Origin of the sequence: Flavobacterium sp. (assembly GCF_029242675.1) — a bacterium.
GTDB lineage: Bacteria > Bacteroidota > Bacteroidia > Flavobacteriales > Flavobacteriaceae > Flavobacterium.
Map to the genome: position 1 here is coordinate 1 of NZ_JAQWTM010000054.1, position 20723 is coordinate 20723.

General features: G+C 34.2%; 10 protein-coding genes. 8 read left to right on the top strand and 2 right to left on the bottom strand.

Features of this window, described 5'->3' with window-relative positions; genetic code table 11:
* Positions 1-34 precede the first annotated feature (34 nt).
* Both P8M54_RS02070 and P8M54_RS02075 read right to left on the bottom strand, forming a co-directional pair.
* Positions 35-1669, bottom strand: a complete 1635-nt coding sequence (locus tag P8M54_RS02070) for an alpha-glucosidase (RefSeq protein ID WP_366525111.1) — start codon at positions 1667-1669, stop codon at positions 35-37.
* A 251-nt stretch (positions 1670-1920) separates the two neighbouring features.
* A complete protein-coding gene (locus P8M54_RS02075; RefSeq protein WP_300284493.1) occupies positions 1921-2832 on the bottom strand; it encodes a carbohydrate kinase in 912 nt (303 codons plus the stop codon).
* Between the two features lie 451 nt (positions 2833-3283).
* On the opposite strand from P8M54_RS02075, the gene P8M54_RS02080 reads away from it, so the two are divergent.
* The 8 genes from P8M54_RS02080 to P8M54_RS02115 all read left to right on the top strand — a co-directional run.
* Complete coding sequence (locus P8M54_RS02080) at positions 3284-5296, top strand: glycoside hydrolase family 65 protein (RefSeq protein WP_300284496.1); 2013 nt, start codon at positions 3284-3286, stop codon at positions 5294-5296.
* 443 nt (positions 5297-5739) lie between these two features.
* The gene (locus tag P8M54_RS02085) at positions 5740-8706 is read left to right on the top strand and encodes a SusC/RagA family TonB-linked outer membrane protein (RefSeq protein ID WP_300284499.1); all 2967 of its coding nucleotides are present in this window, start codon (positions 5740-5742) and stop codon (positions 8704-8706) included.
* A gap of 11 nt (positions 8707-8717) precedes the next feature.
* The gene (locus P8M54_RS02090; RefSeq protein ID WP_300284502.1) at positions 8718-10262 is read left to right on the top strand and encodes a RagB/SusD family nutrient uptake outer membrane protein; all 1545 of its coding nucleotides are present in this window, start codon (positions 8718-8720) and stop codon (positions 10260-10262) included.
* Between the two features lie 205 nt (positions 10263-10467).
* Positions 10468-13785 (top strand): VCBS repeat-containing protein, encoded by a 3318-nt coding sequence (locus P8M54_RS02095; protein ID WP_300284504.1) that lies wholly within the window; start codon positions 10468-10470, stop codon positions 13783-13785.
* Positions 13778-17032, top strand: a complete 3255-nt coding sequence (locus P8M54_RS02100; RefSeq protein ID WP_300284507.1) for a VCBS repeat-containing protein — start codon at positions 13778-13780, stop codon at positions 17030-17032. The genes P8M54_RS02095 and P8M54_RS02100 overlap by 8 nt, the downstream gene beginning before the upstream one ends.
* Before the next feature lie 50 nt (positions 17033-17082).
* Positions 17083-18411 carry a vanadium-dependent haloperoxidase gene (locus P8M54_RS02105; RefSeq protein WP_300284510.1) on the top strand — a complete coding sequence of 443 codons (1329 nt, stop codon included), beginning with the start codon at positions 17083-17085 and terminating at the stop codon, positions 18409-18411.
* Positions 18411-19331 (top strand): GyrI-like domain-containing protein, encoded by a 921-nt coding sequence (locus P8M54_RS02110; RefSeq protein ID WP_300284513.1) that lies wholly within the window; start codon positions 18411-18413, stop codon positions 19329-19331. Before P8M54_RS02105 ends, P8M54_RS02110 begins: the two co-directional genes overlap by 1 nt.
* A gap of 142 nt (positions 19332-19473) precedes the next feature.
* On the top strand, positions 19474-20723 hold a 1250-nt coding region (locus P8M54_RS02115; RefSeq protein ID WP_300284515.1), incomplete at its 3' end, for an MFS transporter.

Below are 20723 nucleotides of genomic sequence, written 5' to 3' on the forward strand. Positions count from 1 at the left end.
TTTTATTTTTTTTTTGTTTTAATTTTAAACAAAATCATAATGGGTTTTTTATTTGGTAAAATTTTTGTTGTACAACTTTTTTTTTTTCGTTTAATTCTCTTGAATAGCTAAAAACATTTGGGTTTTTTTCGTCTAGTAATGTGTATTTTCCGTAGACTAGCGTTTGTTCATTTTTTCTTAGTTGAACTAATTTTTTAAAATAATTCAATGTCGATTGTGGATCTTTTTCTTGCTCAGCTACATTTACATCAGTGTAATTTGGATTTACTTTTAGCCAAGGTTTACCTGTTGTAAAGCCAGCATTTTTTTCATCATTCCATTGCATTGGCGTTCGGCCATTTTCTCTAGATGTTTGCTTTTGTAATTCTAAAAAAGCGGCTAGATCTCCACCTTTTTCTTTCAGTCCTTCGTATTTGTTTCGGGTATCAACATCGTTATAATCATTAATGTCATTTAATCTAATGTTAATCATCCCTAGTTCGTCACCAAAATAATAAAAACTAGTACCTCGCATGGTCATAACGAATGTAGAAAGCATTTTTGAGGATATGGCTCTAAATTGTGGGCTGTCATTTCCAAATTTACTAACCATTCGAGGTTGATCATGATTCGCCATAAAAATAGATAGCCATCCTTTGTCTTTAAAGACATCGTCATACCTTGAGAATATTTTTTTATAGTTTACTAATCCAAAGTCAGAAACGTGTTTGCCAATATCTACGCTTTCAAAATGATAGGCAACATTTAATTCTTTACGGTCAGGGTCTACAAATTTAAGAGCGTCCTCAGGAGAACTTCCGGCGCCTTCACAAACCGTCATTGCATTTGGATATTTGCTTAAAACTTCTCTATTCATCTCTTGTATATAGGCATGAAGGTTTGGGCCTTCGCCATAATACTTGTTTATTTCTTTTTCATAACCATCAGGGAAAACAGGCCACGATATGTCTTTGGAAACATATTGAAAGGCATCTAACCTAAAGCCATCTATACCTTTGTCTAGCCAGAATCTCATAATATCATAAACTTCCTGTCGCACTGCTGGGTTTTCCCAATTTAGGTCAGGTTGCTTTTGTGAAAAATAATGTAAGTAGTAGGAATCTGTTTGTTTGTCATATTTCCACGCTTCACTTTTTACGTCAAAAAAACTCCACCTGTAAGTCGGTTTTCCTTTTTGAGCAGGCCACCAATGATAATAATCTCGGTATTTATTGTCGCGAGAGCTGCGTGCTTGTTTGAACCATTCATGTTCATCACTACTGTGATTTACGACTAAGTCCATTATTAACTTGATACCGCGATCATGCAAACCTTTTAGCAAAGTGTCAAAGTCATCCATGTTACCAAAATCTTTCATAATGGAGCGATAATCACTAATGTCGTAGCCGTTATCGTCATTAGGAGATTGGTATATTGGATTTAACCAAATGGCCTCAATACCTAAGCTTTTAATATAGTCTAGTTTAGATATAATTCCTTTCAAGTCACCAACTCCGTCCCCATCACTGTCTTTAAAACTTCTAGGATAAATTTGGTAAACAACGGCTTCTTTCCACCATTTTTTGTCTGCTTCTATTTTAGCTGCTTGATTTTTTACTTGTGCTTGCATTTTAATAAAGGGTAATAGTATAATAATTAGGTGTAAAAATAGTATTTGATAACGTTTCATAAATTAAGGTTTTTCAGTATTTATTTATTGTAATATTCTGAATTATAATTCTGTCTGTATTTTTAGGTTTGTTAAATAGAGTAAGTTGTTTTGAAGTTTACTTTACTAATATTGCCACTCCTAGGCGCATTTCATTTCTTTAAAAAGGAAAATAATTGAAGGACCTTGCCATTTTAAATTTTTGAAAGTATTTGATGTTATTTGTTTTAATTAAAATTTAATTACTCTACTGTTTATTTCGTTGTGTTGAATTATTCATTTGATTTTGTTGTAAGCAAAATGCTGATTTCCTCCGGAGAAATAGTAGCATTAGCTCCTTCTTTCATAGCAACAGCGGCTCCTAATGCACAAGCAAAGTCAACTGCTTCTTGTGGATTATTACCTAATAATAGTTTGGACAGCAAACCGGCAAGAAAAGAATCCCCAGCACCTACGGTATCTTTAATAGTAACCTGAAACCCTTTACTGTAATATATTTGTTCGTTATAATATAGCACTGCGCCTTGATCTCCTTTTGTGACACAAATGTGTTTTGTATTCGTTTTTTTTGCAATGAAATGGATGTTTTCCTCTACTGTCTGATAGGGAGAATGCATAAATGTGCCTATTTCGGCTAATTCACTGTCGTTAAACTTTATGAAGTCGGATTTTTCCATTAATTGTAGTAACACCTTTTGATTGTAAAATGGAGCACGTAAATTCACATCAAAAACAGTGTACTTCGCGCATTTTATTAATTGAAGTAAGGACTGGCGAGATACATCATCTCGCGAAACGAGGCTTCCAAAAACGAAAGCATCGGCATTCTTTACTAGAGTATCATTCGCTAAAACGGTAGCAATTTTATCCCAAGCCACAGGATAACTAATAGAATAGGTTGCTGAGCCACTTGCATTTAATGCAACAATGACTTCTCCAGTTGGCAAGACATCGTCAATTTGAATTGCACTTGAATTTACTCCATGGTTGTTAACGTACGCAATTAATTTTTTTCCTAAAGCATCGTTGCCCACACGGCTAATGATATGCGCTGATAAACCTAATGATGCAAGGCGCAACGCTACATTTAAAGGAGCGCCTCCAATTTTTTGGTGGTTAGGAAAGAGATCGTAAAGGACCTCACCAAAACTTACGATATTAAATTCAGCAATGCTTTTATTCATGGATCTTTTTAATATTTTTATGGTAGAGCAGCTTTGCAATGAGTGCCTGTAAAGAAGTGTTACACTTTTTAATTTACAATCTTACATGCCTTTAAATTAGTGCGAAAATCAGTAGTTTAATTCACTTTAATTTTGTTGAAATAAACACTATTAGTTTCCATAGTCAGTCATTTATTCTGTTGTAATTAAAGAGCAATGAGTTACTGAAAATTATTCAAGACTTAAAAAAATAAGAACGAATGAGATACTCGATAAATTATTTTTTAGACAATTTAATAGTAAATAATCTTTAATTAAATAAAAATAGAATACAATTTTTAATAATACAATAAGTTTGAATCGAAAACGTTCTCGATTTTCCGAAAACGTTATCGATGATCGCTTTTTACAATTCTTACATGGTATACAGAATTAATTTTCTAAGTTTGATATACATCAAAAAGCTATAATCATGAAAAATTCAATTGTAAATTTCCTTCGTATTGTTGTTATATGCAGTCCTATTGCTTTATTTGGACAAGCTAAAGCTGATGAATGGCATCTTTTTGCCAATTCAAGAGCCAATTACTTTGGTGTAGCAATGGCAAATGGCCAAATTGGTATTGTTACGGATGATACTCCTTTAAAAACAAAAGAAATTATTTTGAATGGTGTTTATGATGGTAGTCCAGAAAACGGTATTAGTCGAATTGTAAGGGGAATCGAATTTTTGAATTTAACCCTTTTGATAAACAAGCAAGAGATTAAATCAGATAATATTGCAAATTGGAGTCAGATCATCTCGATGAAAGAAGGCACAAGCACCACTGCTTTTACTTTTAAAGACATAGCACTAATCAAATACACAATACTTGCAAATAGGGCAATTCCATTTTCAGCTATGGCTATAGTTGAAATTACTCCTTATAATGACGTGGAAATTGAACTAAGTAATTTTATGGTAGTTCCTGATGAATTAAAAAATCCTAAAAGTCAATTTAGAATTTTAAAAGATAATGAATATACCATGCCCGTTTTTGGCACAGTTGCAAATACACTTACGGGAAAATATAAAGTCGCAGCATCAACTACTTTTTTATTTGATGGTAAGCCCGAGGTTTTAAATCAACTTGGACAAGAGGTTGGTTTTACTAAAAAATTAGTGAAGGGTCAAAAGTATCGATTTGCCATTGCAGGAGGTATTTGCACTTCAAAAGACGTGACTGATCCTTTAAATGAATCCGAACGCCAAGCGATTTTTGCTCTACAAGAAGGTATAGACAGCCTTTTAGACCGTCATACTAAAGCATGGGCTGATTTATGGAATACAGGCGATATACAAATTGAAGGTGATTTAGATGCGCAACAGCGTGTTCGATTTGCATTGTACAATTTGTATTCCTTTATACGTCCAGAAACAAGACAAAGTATTGCTCCAATGGGGCTTTCGTCACAAGGATATAATGGTCATATATTTTGGGATTCGGAATTGTGGATGTATCCAACACTTTTGGCGCTGCAGCCTGAAATGGCAAAATCGTGTTTAGATTACAGAGCTGATCGGTTGAGTAAAGCGAAGCAAAAGGCTACTATTTATGGTTACAAAGGCGCCATGTTTCCTTGGGAGTCAGATGATACAGGTGAAGAGGCAACGCCTACTTGGGCATTAACTGGTATATTTGAACAACATATAACGGCCGATGTTTCTATTGCATTTTGGAATTATTATGCGCTAACACAAGATAGTTCTTGGCTTAAGTCTGAGTGGGAAGTGCTGAAAGAAACTGCCAATTTTTGGGTTAGTAGAGTAGTCCAAAATCAAGATGGAAGTTTTTCTATTTTAAATGTCGTTGGTGCTGATGAGTATGCGCAGCATGTTGATGATAATGCTTTTACGAATGGCTCCGTAATTGAATCGCTACGGAATACGGTAAAGGCGGCAAAAATTTTGGATGAGCCAATCAATCAGCGTTGGATTGAAGTTGCTGACCAATTACTGATACACACTAAAAATGGGATTACGCAAAATTATAAAGGATATGACGGACAAATGATCAAACAAGCAGATGTTAATTTATTAGCTTATCCGCTTCATGTCATCACAGACGAAGATCAAATCAAAAGAGACTTAAATTATTATGCAGGAAAAATAGATCCAAAAGATGGACCAGCAATGGCATCTGGGGTTTTATCGGTTTTATATGCCCGTTTAGGAGATAGTGATAAAGCGTACGATTACTTTTTAAAATCGTACCAACCCAATAGTCGACCTCCATTTGGTGTTTTTTCAGAATCATCCAACAGCAGCAATCCTTATTTTGCAACAGGGGCAGGTGCCATGCTCCAAGCGGTAATTTATGGTTTTGGAGGTGTGGAACAAACAGATGAAGGTTTGATTTTTCATAAAGGATTGTTGCCTAAAAAATGGAAATCTTTAAAAATTATTGGTTTGGGCTTAGAGAACAAAACCCATACAATTAAGTAAAGTGCTCATTCAGTTTCTTTTTAAAGTCTAAGTCTTCTTTTTGCAACGTTTTTGTGTTCAGTACTTTATAAGTTGAATTTTTCAAACAACTTCACGAAACGCTTTTTGTTAAAATTATGGAATAGCGTACAAATCTCATTATTCTTTGCATAATTAGCATTATTTTTTAGAAACGGGTAGGTTTACTGACTAAAATGCAACAAAAACAAGGTCTAAAATGTCTGAAATCGATATAATCATCAAAAATTGCTGTTATTTTTATGTTTTACATAATTTAAGTATTAAATTTTTACGGTATCAATTTTAAAATCGAAAACGTTTTCGGTAAAACGAAAACGTTATAGTTGCTATGTTTCTTAAAATTTTCCCAAATTTTCGATAAGTTTGATGTAGTAATTAAACAAAACCAATTTAAAAATTATTAACCAACTTATTTATTACGTATGAAAAATAGTCTAATCAAAGGCTTGATGGTGTTTCTAACGGTATTATGTACTAGTTTGACCTATGCACAAGAGGTCTCAGGTACGGTATCGGACGCTAACGGTCCTCTTCCTGGAGCATCAATCTTAGTTAAGGGAACTACAAACGGAGCTCAAACGGATATCGATGGTAAGTATACCATTACCAATGTAGGTGCAAACGCTGTTTTAGTTTTTAGCTACATTGGTTTAAAAAGCCAAGAGATCACTGTAGCAGGAAAAAAATCTATTTCAGTTGTTCTAAAAGAAGATTCAGCTGAGTTGAAGGAAGTAGTCGTTATTGGTTACGGATCAGTTAGGAAAAAAGATGCAACTGGAGCAGTTGATCAATTAGGATCAAAGAAATTTGATAATATTGCGGCAATTAATCCAGCTGAAATCTTAAGAGGTAAAGTAGCGGGTGTTCAAATTACTTCTTCAAGTGGAGAGCCAGGAGCTAGTAATTCAATCCGAATTAGAGGTAACGGATCATTACGTGGAGGAAACGGACCTCTTATTGTTGTTGATGGAGTTCCTCTTGGAGGCGGAGACGTTTCTTCGGGTGGAGCTGATTTTAACTTAGGGAGCAGTTCTGCAAAAGACCCTTTAAGTTTTATCAATCAAAATGATATCGAAAGTATGACTATCTTGAAAGATGCATCATCTACTGCAATATATGGAGCTAGAGGAGCAAATGGTGTAATTATCATTACAACTAAAAAAGGTAAAAGTCAACAACCTGAATTAACGTATGCGACTTCGATAACTACTTCGTCTTACGCTTCAAAATTTAGAGTTTTAAGTGCTGATGAATTTATTGCTGCAACGCCAGGTCAAAATGCAAACCATTTTGGAGGATCATTTGATTGGGAGAAAGAAATTTTACGTACAGCAACGTCAACAAATCATGACCTTTCTTATTCTTCTGGAACTGATAAATCAAATACAAGAATTTCGCTTGGTATGTCAAATACAGAGGGTATCGTTAGAAACACAGGTTTAGATAAATATACAGCTACCTTGTATAATTCTAATGATTTTTTTGACAATAAGTTGAAATTAGAAACACGTATTTCATACACTAATATCAAGGATCAAAGAGGTTTGATCACGAACAATGCTGGTTATATTGGTAATTTACTTGCAGCTTCTTTGTACTGGAATCCTACAAGATCGGTATATGATGCAACAACACCAAGTGGTTACACTAGAGTTAGTGGTGATTATATCAATCCAGTACATTTAAATAATTCATTTTCAAATAATGGTGATTTAGCTAAATTTTTAGGAAGTTTATCAGCTACTGTTAAGTTAACGAATAACTTGAAGTATAACTTCTTAATAGGATTCGAAACTTCAACTTCAACAGTAAAACAACAAGCTGGTCCTGATTTGGATATTCAAGATTTTGCGAGAGCGACAAATCCTGCTAACTTAACAGAGTACAGAGGACAAGCTGCTATATCTCTTGATCAAAGAGTGAACAAAACAATTGAACATAACTTAACCTATACTAAGGATCTTACTAAAGATATTAGTTTAAATGCTGTTGCTGGTTATTCTTTTTATAGCTACAACGCTAATGGTAATTTTACTTCTGCAAAAGGTTTTGCTGCAACCCAAACGAACTTGTTAGATAATATGGAAGGTGGTATACCTACAGAAACGAGAACAGGTTCTTATCGCTCTTTAGTTGAGTTACAATCAGTTTTTGCAAGAGCTTCTTTTGCATTTTATGATAAATTAAATCTAGACTTAACAGTTAGACGTGACGGTTCATCTAAAACAGCTCCAGGGAACAAGTATGGTAATTTCCCTTCTGTTGGACTTGCTTACAAAGTATTTGCAGATAAAGAAGGTTTAGTGAATGATTTGAAAATTAGAACGAACTATGGTAAAACAGGTAACACTGAATTTCCAAGAAACTCTGCTGTAGGTATTATAGAATACAATGGACCAGATCAATTTAATATTGTAAATAACGCTAACTCACAATTAAAGTGGGAAACTTCTACTTCTTATGGTATAGGTGCTGATTTTACCTTGTTGAATAATAAGTTAACAGGTTCAGTAGATTATTTCAATAAAAACACGACTGATTTAATTGTAGGTATTCCTTCAGCTTCAGGACAACCATCAGCACAAGGTATTAAATATGTAAACCTACCTGCTAATTTGATTAATAAAGGTTTTGAATTCTCATTGAATTATAATGTACTTGAGAACGACGATTGGAAATGGGATGTTTCTGGAAACATGGCATTCTTAAAAAACACAATCAATAATTTAGGTTCTGCAAATGTGTACAATGTAGGAGCAATCAATGGTCAAGGACTTACTGATTCTTATGTACAAAGAATCCAAGACGGATATCCAATTTATACTTATTTTTTACCAGAATTCACAGGATACGATGCAAATGGAATTTCTCAATATGCTAATGGTGGAGCACCTAAGTTGTTAAACAAGCAACCATTGCCAAAAACAACTGTAGGTTTCAATACAAGTGTTTCCTATAAAGAATTTGATTTAAGTACTTCGATGTATGGTAACTTTGGTCACTATTTGTTCAATAATACTAACGTAGCATTGTTTTATCAAAATCAATTAGGTGGTAAAAACGTTACGCCAGAAGTGGCTAATTCAGTTCAATCGAGATCAGATGCTAACACGCCTTCTACAAAATACCTTGAAAAAGGTGATTTCTTACGATTGGGTAACTTGACATTTGGTTATACAGTTAAGAGAGACTTTTTAGAGCGTTTCAAATTAAGTACAGCGCGTTTTTATGTAAGTGGTTCTAACTTGTTCGTGTTAACTAAATATTCAGGTTTTGATCCAGAGGTAGATACGAATAAAACTTTAAACGGGATTCCATCTGCTGGTATAGATTATTTATCATATCCAAGAGCCAGAACGGCTACTTTAGGACTAAACGTAACATTTTAATTTTAATCAAAATGAAAAAAAATAATTTTTTAAAATACAGTTTATTTGTGGGCGCACTTGCTCTCACAGTTAGCTGTACTAACTTAGATGAAAAAATTCTTGACGCTACCGAGATTACTAATGCCGATCCGGATGCTATACTTAACTCAGCCTATAAAGGATTGAGAGAGTTTCAAGGTCAAGATGGTATATTTGCAATACAAGAATTATCAACAGATTTTGTTATTGTACCAACTCGAGCAGGTGACTGGGGAGATGGAGGCGCGTGGTTGCAAGATCACCAGCATACATGGGATGCCAACAGTAGAGAGATAAATACAGCATGGAGACAAATGTTATCCAATGTTTACAACTGTGATTTAGCTTTGGCTATTACAGGAATTGCCCCTCAAAAAGCGGCTGAGGCAAAGTTTTTAAAAGCGTATTACTACTATAACGCAATCGATATGTATGGTCAAGTACCTTACAGAGAAGCAGGTAGTTCTCCTGATGATTTTCCTAAAGTATGGGACTCACCTACAGCAACTGCTAAGATCATTGCTTTGTTAGAAGAGGCTTTGCCTAATTTACCAGCTAAAAATGCTTCTGATCCGTCGATCGCAAGTAAGGATGCGGCTAATTTTTTATTAGCTAAAATTTACCTAAATAAAGCAGTTTTTGATGCACCAACACACGTTGGATTCAATCCAAATAATGTTGCCAACATGAATAAAGTTATTCAATATGTTAATGCGATTTCGGCAGGTACAACGTTAGCAAATGATTATTGGGATAACTTTAAACCATCAAATAACACGTCTCCAGAGTTAATTTTTACATCAAAAAATATTAATGGTGTTGAAATGGGGGCGGTAAGATCAAGATGGTACATGGGAGGTCACTACAACCAAGTACCAAGCGGATGGAATGGTTTCTCAGTATTACAAGATTATTACAATCAGTATGATCCTACTGACAGACGAATTTTAAATAAAGATGCTGGAGTGATTTCATTTTTTGGTAGCCCAATGGGAATGCGTATTGGTCAACAATATGCACCGGGAGGAACTGTAGCTTTAACTACTAGAGGTCAAAATGGTTCTAGACCATTAAATTTTCAAAGTGACCCAGCTGGTTTGCCAGCTAACGGATTAATCGTAAGTGAAGAGTGGCTAGAGCGATGGGGAATTCGTCCGCAAAAATACTTGCCGGATACTTCAAATTTAGATAAACCAGAAAATGATTATGTACTATTCCGTTATGCCGATGCTTTATTAATGAAAGCTGAAGCAATAGCAAGAGGAGGTACAGGAGTTGTAGCGCCAATACAGGCTAGTTTACAAAGCCGTATGGGTATTACGACAGTTATCGATTTGACAACCCTTACTGGAATTTATAAAGCAAGAGGAACAGAGTTGTGGGAAGAAGGATGGAGAAGAAATGACATGATTCGTTTTGGTACATATACTACCGCAAGACCTACAATGAGAAATACTGATGCGTATAGAGTTTTATTACCAATACCAACATCAGCTTTATTGAATCCTAACATTAAACAAAATCCTGGTTACAATTAATTAAATTTTTTTATTAGTTATTTTTAAAAGGGGGCATTTATGTCCTCTTTTTTATTGTGTATTTTTCTAAATACTTCTTTTTTACAGCCCAATTTAGGCTATTTATTTTAAAAGAATTTAAACGCTAAAACCATTATTTAATTGCGTTTTAATAGATTATTATAGTAAATTAGACTTTTCTTTTACTTCAAAATTAAGTGTCATTATGTACTCAAAAAAAATATTTTTTATATTTTTCGTTTCGTTGTTATTTTCTTGTTCTAAAGACAAAGAACAAAATCAAAACACTCTTTTTTCTCAACTTGAATCAACGGAAACAGGGATTGATTTTGTGAATAACGTCACCAATGAAAAAGATAATAATTTGTTTATTTATCGCAATTTTTATAATGGTGGTGGTGTCGCCATAGGGGATATCAATAATGACGGTCTGGCTGATATCTATTTCACCTCAAATCAAGGGACTAATAAGTTATATTTAAACAAAGGAAATTTTAAGTTTGAAGATATTTCGAAAAAAGCAGGAATTGAAGGAACCAAATCGTGGTCAACAGGAGTAGTAATGGTTGATTTAAATGGAGATGGATTATTAGATATTTATGTTTGTAATGCCGGTAATACTAAAGGTAATCAGCAAGACAATGAATTGTTTATTAATAATGGGAATTTAACCTTTACCAACAGAGCAAAGGAGTATAACCTTGCTGAAACTGGAATTACGACTCACGCCTCTTTTTTTGATTACGATAAGGATGGAGATCTTGACTGTTATATTCTTAATAATAGTTTTATTCCGGTTAGTAGTCTCAATTATTCTAATAAAAGAGAGTTACGCGATACCGATTGGGACGTGAATCCGCTACTAAAAGGCGGGGGTGATCGGTTGTTGCGCAATGATAATGGTAAATTTGTAGATGTAAGTAAAGAGGCAGGTATTTATGGTAGTTTAATTGGTTTTGGTCTGGGTGTTACAGTAGGTGATGTCAACGGCGATTTGTATCCGGATATTTATATCTCTAATGATTTTTATGAAAAGGACTATCTATACATTAACAATAAAAACGGTACCTTCTCTGAACAAATTGAAAAGTATACCACACATATCAGTCAAGCCTCTATGGGAGCTGACATGGCGGATATAAATAATGATAATTTCCCTGATATTTTCACCACTGATATGCTTCCTGAATCAGATTTTAGAACTAAAACCACAACGAGTTTTGATAACTATGATTTGTTTACCAGGAAATTAAGTCTTGATTTCTTTAATCAGTACATGCAAAACACTTTGCAACTAAACAATGGTAATGGGCAATTTAGTGAAATATCTGGTTTCGCAGGTGTTTCTAAAACTGACTGGAGTTGGGGTGCTCTATTGTTTGATATGGATAACGATGGTTTTAAGGATATTTACGTCAGCAATGGTATTTATCACGACTTAACAGATCAAGATTTTGTTGACTTTTTTGCAAATGAAGTGTTACAAAAAATGGCAGTAACTGGCAAAAAGGAAGATATGGAAAATATCATAAATAAAATGCCTAGTACTGCAGTACCCAACTATGCTTTCAAAAATAATAAAAACCTAACGTTTACCAATCAAGCTACTAGTTGGGGGTTGAGCACTCCTAGCTTTTCAAACGGGGCTGCTTACGGTGATTTAGATAATGATGGAGATCTGGACTTAGTGGTAAATAATGTCAATATGCCTGTTTTTGTGTATCGAAATAACGCAGAAAAAAACAAGAATAATCATTTTGTAAAAGTAAAGCTTAAAGGAGAAGCCGGAAACACATTTGCCGTGGGCAGTGTTGTAGAGTTATACTCTGGAAAAGAGATTATCCGTCAAGAGTTAATTCCCTCTCGTGGTTTTCAATCGTCTGCTGATTATGTTTTAACCTTCGGAATTGGAGCAAAAAAAATTGATTCATTGTTGGTAATTTGGCCAAATGAAAAGTTTCAAACAATTAAAAATGTAGCGAAGGATGCCACAATTAATTTAAATGTGGCTGATGCCAAAAGCATATATGTACCAAAGGTAAAAACGAATCAAACTTATTTTAAGGAGAAATCAACTAAGCTAGCAGCGCACAAGGAAAATGAATATATTGATTTTGATTATGAAGGATTAATCTCTAAAATGTTGTCACATGAAGGACCAGCTCTTGCTGTTGGAGATCTTAATGGCGACGGAAATGATGACTTATTCATTGGTGGGGCTAAGGGATCATCGGGAAAAATTTACCTGAACAATGGTAAGGATGACTTCGCTCTACTAAAACAACCAGCTTTAGATAAAGATTTCAATTTTGAAGATACCGCCGCAAGTTTCTTTGACGCAGACAATGATGGAGATTTAGATTTGCTTGTTGGTTCTGGAGGGAATGAAAAAGCAGATCAAGCGAACTACAAAAACCGATTGTACCTAAATAATGGCAAAGGAAGTTTTCAAGTAAGTACTTCTATTCTTCCAACGTCAAATAATAACGTGGCCATCATTGCTCCCTATGATTATGATAATGACGGTGATGTTGATGTTTTTATTGGTAGTCGTTCAGTGCCGGGTGTATATGGAATTAATCCAAAGCATTTAATGTTAGAAAATGATGGAAAAGGAAATTTTACTAATGTAACGGATAAAAAATTATTCAAATTAAATGAAATTGGAATGATTACCGATGCAGTTTGGGAAGATATTGATGGAGATAATAAAAAAGATTTAATAATTGTTGGGGAGTGGATGGCACCTACTATTTTTAAGAACACGGGTAGAGGTTTTGCAGAATTTAAGACCAATTTGAAAGAGCAAAAGGGATTTTATAATGCTGTTTTATGTGTGGATTTAAATAATGACGGTAAGAAAGACTTGGTTTTTGGAAACAAAGGAACGAATACCTCCTATAAATGTTCGCCTACAAATCCAATGAAATTATTCGTTAATGACTTTGATAACAACGGAACAATTGAACAAATTATGTCCAGAACCATCGATGGAAAAGACATGCCCATTCACATGAAAGGTGAATTAGCGAAGCAGATTCCTTCGATTAAAAAGAAAAATTTAAGTTACCAAGCGTACGCAAATAAGTCAGTTCAAGAAATCTTTAGTCCTGAAATTGTTTCTAATTCAATTATAAAAACAGCTACTGTGCAAGAAAGCAGTGTAGCTATCAATAAAGGTAATGGTCAATTTAAGATAACGGCTTTGCCTAAGGAAGTTCAGTTTTCAAGCGTAAACACGATAACTGCTATGGATGTCAATAAGGATGGTATATTAGATTTGATTCTAGGTGGAAATCAATATGACTTTAAGCCTCAATTTTCAAGACTTGATGCGAACTTTGGTAGTGTAGTTTTAGGTAATAAAAATGGTTCTTATTCTTGGCTACCTAATAATAGATCCGGTTTTTTTATTAAAGGAGAGGTTAGAAATTTAAAAGTAATTAAAACTAAAAATGGTGGAGCGGCTTTTATAGCTGTCGTTAATAATAATGAGCCAAAAATATTTGTACGCAATGACTAATTTTTATAAAATATTTTTCGTTTCAATTGTGATTGTCAGTTGTACGAATAAAAAAGCGGAATTGTTTGAGAAATTAGATCCAAAAGAAACAAACATCACGTTTGAAAACAAGTTAGATCCTTCAAAAAATATTTCGATCTTAGACTATCTGTACTATTATAACGGTGGAGGCGTAGCTTTAGGAGATATAAATAATGATGGTCTAGTAGATATTTATTTTACTTCAAATCAAGGCAAAAATAAACTGTACCTGAACAAAGGAAATAATAAATACGATGACATCACGTCAAAAGCGGGGGTAACAGGTGAGAGTGATTGGAGCACAGGAACGGTTATGGCTGACGTAAATGGCGATGGTTATTTAGATATTTATGTTTGCGCTGTAGTTGGAATAAATGGTTTTGAAGGACATAATGAATTATTTATCAATAATAAAAACAACACTTTTACTGAAAGTTCGGCTGAATATGGGCTAGATATTGATAATTATAGTTCCTCAGTAGCCTTTTTTGATTATGACTTAGATGGTGATTTAGATATGTATTTGCTAAATCACGCCATTCATACCGAGGCCTCTTACGGTAAGGCTGACATAAGGAATAAAAGAAGTTACGAATCCGGAGATAAATTATTTAGAAATGATAATGGAAAATATACCGATGTAAGTGAGCAAGCGGGGATTTTTGGCGGAGCAAATAGTTATGGCTTAGGATTAGCAGTTTCCGATTTTAACTTAGATGGTTATCCCGATATTTATGTGTGTAATGATTTTCATGAAGATGATTACTACTATTTAAATAATGGGGACGGTACTTTTAGTGAATCCATGAAAAATTATTTTGGACACACCAGCCGATTTTCTATGGGAATTGATGTAGCTGATATTAACCATGACGGCTTTCCGGATATAATGACGCTTGATATGCTTCCAGAGAATGAAAAGGTACTTAAATCTTCTGCCGGTGATGATAATCCGCAAATGCTAAAATTCAGGACAGAAAAACTAGGTTATCATTACCAATATTCTCGAAACATGTTGCAAATTAACAATGCGGGTAAAAACTTTATTGAAACCGCATTACTCAGCGGAATAGCAGCTACGGATTGGAGTTGGAGTTCCTTGTTTGCTGATTTTGATCAAGATGGAGAACAAGATATTTTTATATCTAATGGTATTCCTAAAAGACCAAATGACCTTGACTATATTAAGTATTTTTCGAATGATAATGTGAAAAGTAAATTAAACACGACTAAACTACTGGACAAGCAAGCATTGAATAAAATGCCATCAGGAAAAGTAACAAATTATATTTTTCAAGGAACCAAAGATTTGCGTTTTATCAATAAATCTAGTACCTGGATCGAAAATGATTCTATAATTTCCAACGGAAGTGGCTATGCGGATTTAGATAATGATGGTGATTTAGATATTGTTACCAATAATTTGAATAGTGTCGCATCGGTTTATAACAACAAAACGAATGCAAATTCGAATTATTTAAAGGTAAAACTAGTTTACCAAGGAGGGAATGTTTTTGGTATTGGCGCTAAAGTTATTTCTTATTATAAAGGACAAAAACAATTCAAAGAGCTACAAACAACTAGAGGATTCCAATCGTCATCCGACCCGATTGTTCATTTTGGTTATGGCAAAATAAACGCCATTGATTCTTTAGTAGTCATTTGGCCTGATAAAACTTTTCAAACTTTAAAAAACATTAAAGTAAATCAAAAGCTTGTTGTTACCGTTGCAAAAAACAGAAAAATATTTGATTACCAAAAATTGCATCCTAAAGTTACTCCAGTTTTTAAAAAAATAGAAGGAAACTTAGGGATTGATTTTACGCATAAAGAAAATGACTTTGTTGATTTTACGGCTCAAAAATTAATTCCATACCAACGTTCAGATAGAGGACCAGCTGTAGCAGTTGGAGATTTAAATAATGATGGTAAAGAAGATTTATTTTTTGGCGGAGCTCAAGGAAAAACACCAGCAATTTATCTCCAAAACGGGAAAGGATTTACTAAAAAAGTGGTTGGTTCAATTGCTGCGGATTCCATTTATGAAGATGCTTCGGCAATAATTGGGGATTTTAATGGAGACCAGTTAAATGATCTAATTGTGGCGACAGGGAGCGGACAATTTGCCGCTGATTTAGTTAGTCGATTTTATTTGGGTAATAATTTCATAAAAAATGTTTTCCCGGATACGAATTCCATAAATGCTACAATTGTTAAGGCAATCGATTATGATAAAGATGGGGATTTAGACTTGTTTATTGGTGCTAATTCGAGATATAATATATTTGGTAAAATGCCTGATTGTTACTTACTCAATAATTCAAACGGTGTTTTTACAATCGTTCAGAAGAATGTTTTTTCTGCAATTGGAATGGCAACGGATGCAATAGTAACCGATTTTAATAACGATGGTTGGCAAGATTTAGTGGTAGTTGGTGAATGGATGAAACCTAGCTTTTTTGCGAATAATAAAGGACAATTTAAGGAGGTTACTAGTACAGTGTTTCCTCAAAAAGCAAATGGTTTGTGGCAATCCATTTGCTCTTTTGATATCGATCATGATGGAGATGAAGATTACTTAGTAGGGAATTGGGGTTTAAATTCAAAGTTTAAAGCTTCAGCTGAATTTCCAATGAAAATGTATTTTGATGATTTTGATGCCAATGATACTTTCGAAACAATCGTGGCAATTGAAAAAAATGGTCAGTATTACACCACTTTAGGATTAGATGAATTGGCAGAAGAATTTAGTGGAATGTTGAAAAAGAAATTCAATAGCTATAAATCATTTGCAGGAAAAACAGTTGAGGAAGTTTTTGATTTGAAGTTGTTATCAAAAGCAAAAATGTACGAAGTACACAATTTAAAATCAGGTTATTTAAGAAACGATATAGGTAAATTTACTTTTGTGCCCTTTAGTAATAAAATGCAGGTGGCGCCTATTACCAGCTTTGTAAAAGCGGATTTTGATGGTGATGCTAAAAGTGAAGTTTTTGCAGCAGGAAATTATTTTGGTGTGTCTCCTTTTCATAGCCGATTTGATGGGTTTGAAGGTGCTTTAATAAAGGGACCAAATGCTATTGAAATGGGTAATCAAGTAGGAATCGATTTAACCAAAAAGGCAGTTCGACATCTCAATATACTTTCATTTAATGGTAAAAAATACTTACTAGTCACTGTTAATAATGCCAAAGCAGAGGTGTATGAGTTGCCAATGAGTAAATAAATAACACGACTAATTTTTAACTAGAAAATTCAGAATTAAAGAACTAAAAAATGAAATATAAAATTTTTATTGTAGCGTTGATTGGAGCTCTAATGGTCTCCTGTAACCAAGCGAAACCTATAGCGGTCACCACTGATGAATATCATGCTTCCATTGAAAATGTGACTCAAATAATGATTCATGATATTTTTTCGCCTCCAGTGGCAAGTCGCATTTTTGTGTATCCTAATATTGCAGCTTATGAAATAATAGCACAAAATAGTAAAACATACTCTAGCTTACAAAATCAATTAAAAGGACTTGGAGCAATTCCAAAGTTAGATCCTAAAAGCGGAGTTAACACTAAAGTTGCAGCCCTAGTTGCACATATGGAGATTAGTAAACAACTGGTGTTCTCCGAAGATTTAGTGGAGAAATTTAGAGATAGCCTTTACAAAAAATGGAGTGCTACCAACAAAGAAGAGTTTGAAGTTTCAAAGGAATACGGTCTAAAAGTCGCAGGATTTATAAAGAAATGGATCGATACGGATAATTACAAGCAAACGCGTACCATGCCAAAATTCTCCGTTCTTCAGAATGATCCTGGACGTTGGCAACCTACGCCTCCAGCGTACATGGATGCAATTGAGCCGCACTGGAACGCGATTAGAACGCTTGTATTAGACTCTGCTTCTCAATTTAAACCTAAACCTGCACTTCCTTTTTCTGTAAATAGGAATTCGGCATTTTTTAAAGAAGTTCAAGAAGTGTACGATATAAGCCAAGAAATGAAGAAAAAAGGAGACGAATCTGAAGAAATTAAGATGGCTCAATTTTGGGATTGTAATCCGTATGTTTCGGTTAGTCAAGGTCATATGATGTTCGCCAAGAAAAAAATAACACCTGGCGCACACTGGATGGGTATCGCGAAAATTGCGTGTAAAAAATCAAAAGCTGATTTTGATAAAACAGTGTATGTGTACACCAAAACCTCGATTGGAATGTTTGAGGCGTTTATAAGTTGCTGGGATGAAAAATTCAGGAGCAATGTAATCCGTCCTGAAACAGTAATTAATCAAGAGATAGATGAGGATTGGAAACCGGCCTTACAAACTCCTCCATTTCCAGAATATACTAGTGGACATTCAGTGGTTTCGACTGTGTCAGCTGCAGTGTTAACCTCTATTTTTGGGGATAATTTTGCATTCGTTGATGATTCTGAGTTGCCTTTTGGGTTGCCTAGTCGCTCGTTTATCTCCTTTAATACAGCCTCAAAAGAGGCAGCTATGAGTCGTTTTTATGGAGGAATTCATTACAGAGCGTCTATCGAAAACGGAATTACACAAGGTACGGACCTAGCCGGATATCTGATTAAAAAATTAAAAATGACAAAACAATAATGAAGAATAAAAAAATACTATCAATTGCTTTCCTTGTTTTATTTTCAGTGGGTTTGATTTGGTACTTGTTTATAAAAAAATCAGATTACACTATAACCTTTACAGTTAATGCCGCGACAGGTACTGTTTCGCAAGGGATTGTTGAATGGTCAAAAACACAACTTAAGGATAAAAATGATTTGTACACGATAATTGAAAAGAGAAACTTTGATTTTATCCAACAAAATTTCAAAAATGATACTGAAGAGATGGAATATGTTTGGGAATTAAATCCCGTCGATGATTCCATCACAAAGGTTACTGTTGGGATTAAAGATTTAAAACATTCGCTTTATAATAAGGTAACAGTTCCCTTTGCAGCGACACAATTTAGAACACAACAAATCGAAAAAATTAAAAATTTTAAAACAGGTCTTGAAGATCATGTAAAAAAGTTTAAAATTAAAATTGATGGAGAAGGGGAATCTAAGGAAATGTTTGTTGCCTATATACCTTTAAAAAGCGTCTTACAAGAGAAAGCACAAACCATGCTTTCAAATGACGTTGTTATTGTAGGCTATTTGACTAGAAATAAAATTCCAATTTTAGGCTATCGCCCTTACTTAGAAGTAACTGAATGGGATAAGGAAAATGAAACAGTAACGTTTAATTATTGCTTCCCTATACCCAAAGACACCAAGTATATTCAGGATAAGCGCATCAAGTTTAAAACAATCAAAGCGATGAAAGGGTTAAAAGCTACTTATTATGGTAATTATAGAACTTCTGATCGAGCTTGGTTTACGATGTTGGATTATGCTAAAAGGCACGATATACAATTACAAGATAAAGTTTTAGAACACTTTTTAAATAACCCTTTCAATGGAGGGAATGAATTAGAGTGGCAAACGACGGTTATTATTCCGTTTTTAGTGCAATAAGATTTTAGTATTCGCTAACGCTTTCGAAAACGTTTTCGGTCATTCCGAAAACGTTTTTTGTTTTAAAACGCAAAATATTGGCGTTTTTAAAATTAAATTTAGAAAATAATAACATTAATAAAAAGAATAACGTAACCAGCAAATGAATGTACCTAAAATAAAACTTAGCTTTTGGCAAATAATCAATATGAATGTTGGTTTTTTTGGTATTCAATACAGTTTTGGTTTACAGCAAAGTGCTGTGAATCCTATCTATGATTTTTTGCATGCAAGCCCAGATCAAATTCCACTTTTAAACCTAGCGGGACCTTTGACAGGGCTACTCATTCAACCCATAATTGGTGCAATGAGTGACAAGACATGGCATCCTAGATGGGGAAGGAGGAAACCTTATTTTTTTATTGGTGCAATCGTTTGTAGCATAGCGCTTTTTCTTTTTCCTTTTAGCAGCTCGCTTTGGATGGCAGCAGGGTTGTTGTGGATTTTAGATGTTGGTAACAACACAGCAATGGAACCGTACAGGGCCTTTATTGCTGATACACTTACCGAAGAACAACAGCCAATGGGTTTTCAAGCGCAAAGTTTTTTTACTGGTTTTGGACAATTTTTAGCGTACATCTCACTGTTTTTATTTCCAATTGTTTTCGTAGGTTACACGGGGTCGTTACCAACCTGGATTTATGCGTCCTTTTTTCTAGGTGCGGTATTATCTGTGACGTCCATTTTTTGGAGTATGAGTAAAACAAAAGAGATTCCGCCATCAGCAGAGGAACTCGCAGCTTTAAAAGCAGAGCCCTTAAAGTTGTTTTCACCTTTTATTGATATTTACAAAGCAGTTCTTGAAATGCCTTTAGTTATGTGGCAATTGTTTATTGTGTATTTGTTTCAATGGTATGCTATGATGTGTTATTGGCAAAACAACTCTAAAAGTATTGCCTTGTCAGTTTGGGATGTTACACCTAAAGATGCAGTAGGCTATGAAAAAGCCGTAGAATGGAATGGTTTAATAGGTGCTTTTGGATTTATTGTAACTTTTTCGATCGCCTTCTATCTAGCAAAATTAGCTAAAAAGTATGGAGCAAAAATGATTCATTTTGTTTGTTTAGTTTTTGGAGCGGTATCCTTTTTATGTTTTCCAATGGTTCAAAATGAATATTTGTTTTTTGCAGTCATCATAGGATACGGAATAGCATGGGCTAGTATGATGGGAATACCCTATTTGATGGTAGTTGCGGTTATTCCAAAGGAAAGATATGGTGTTTATATGGGAATTATTAATATGATGATTGTTATACCAATGATTATTCAAAACGTGTCATTTGGTTATATCCTTAAGAATTTTTTAAATAATGATTCACGTTTAGCCATTACGTTTGCGGGGATTTTATTAGC

Bases quoted from the DNA above. Each gene is read 5' to 3' on its own strand.
- P8M54_RS02070 (WP_366525111.1), bottom strand. From the start codon at position 1,669: ATGAAACGTTATCAAATACTATTTTTACACCTAATTATTATACTATTA.
- P8M54_RS02075 (WP_300284493.1), bottom strand. From the start codon at position 2,832: ATGAATAAAAGCATTGCTGAATTTAATATCGTAAGTTTTGGTGAGGTC.
- P8M54_RS02080 (WP_300284496.1), top strand. From the start codon at position 3,284: ATGAAAAATTCAATTGTAAATTTCCTTCGTATTGTTGTTATATGCAGT.
- P8M54_RS02085 (WP_300284499.1), top strand. From the start codon at position 5,740: ATGAAAAATAGTCTAATCAAAGGCTTGATGGTGTTTCTAACGGTATTA.
- P8M54_RS02090 (WP_300284502.1), top strand. From the start codon at position 8,718: ATGAAAAAAAATAATTTTTTAAAATACAGTTTATTTGTGGGCGCACTT.
- P8M54_RS02095 (WP_300284504.1), top strand. From the start codon at position 10,468: ATGTACTCAAAAAAAATATTTTTTATATTTTTCGTTTCGTTGTTATTT.
- P8M54_RS02100 (WP_300284507.1), top strand. From the start codon at position 13,778: ATGACTAATTTTTATAAAATATTTTTCGTTTCAATTGTGATTGTCAGT.
- P8M54_RS02105 (WP_300284510.1), top strand. From the start codon at position 17,083: ATGAAATATAAAATTTTTATTGTAGCGTTGATTGGAGCTCTAATGGTC.
- P8M54_RS02110 (WP_300284513.1), top strand. From the start codon at position 18,411: ATGAAGAATAAAAAAATACTATCAATTGCTTTCCTTGTTTTATTTTCA.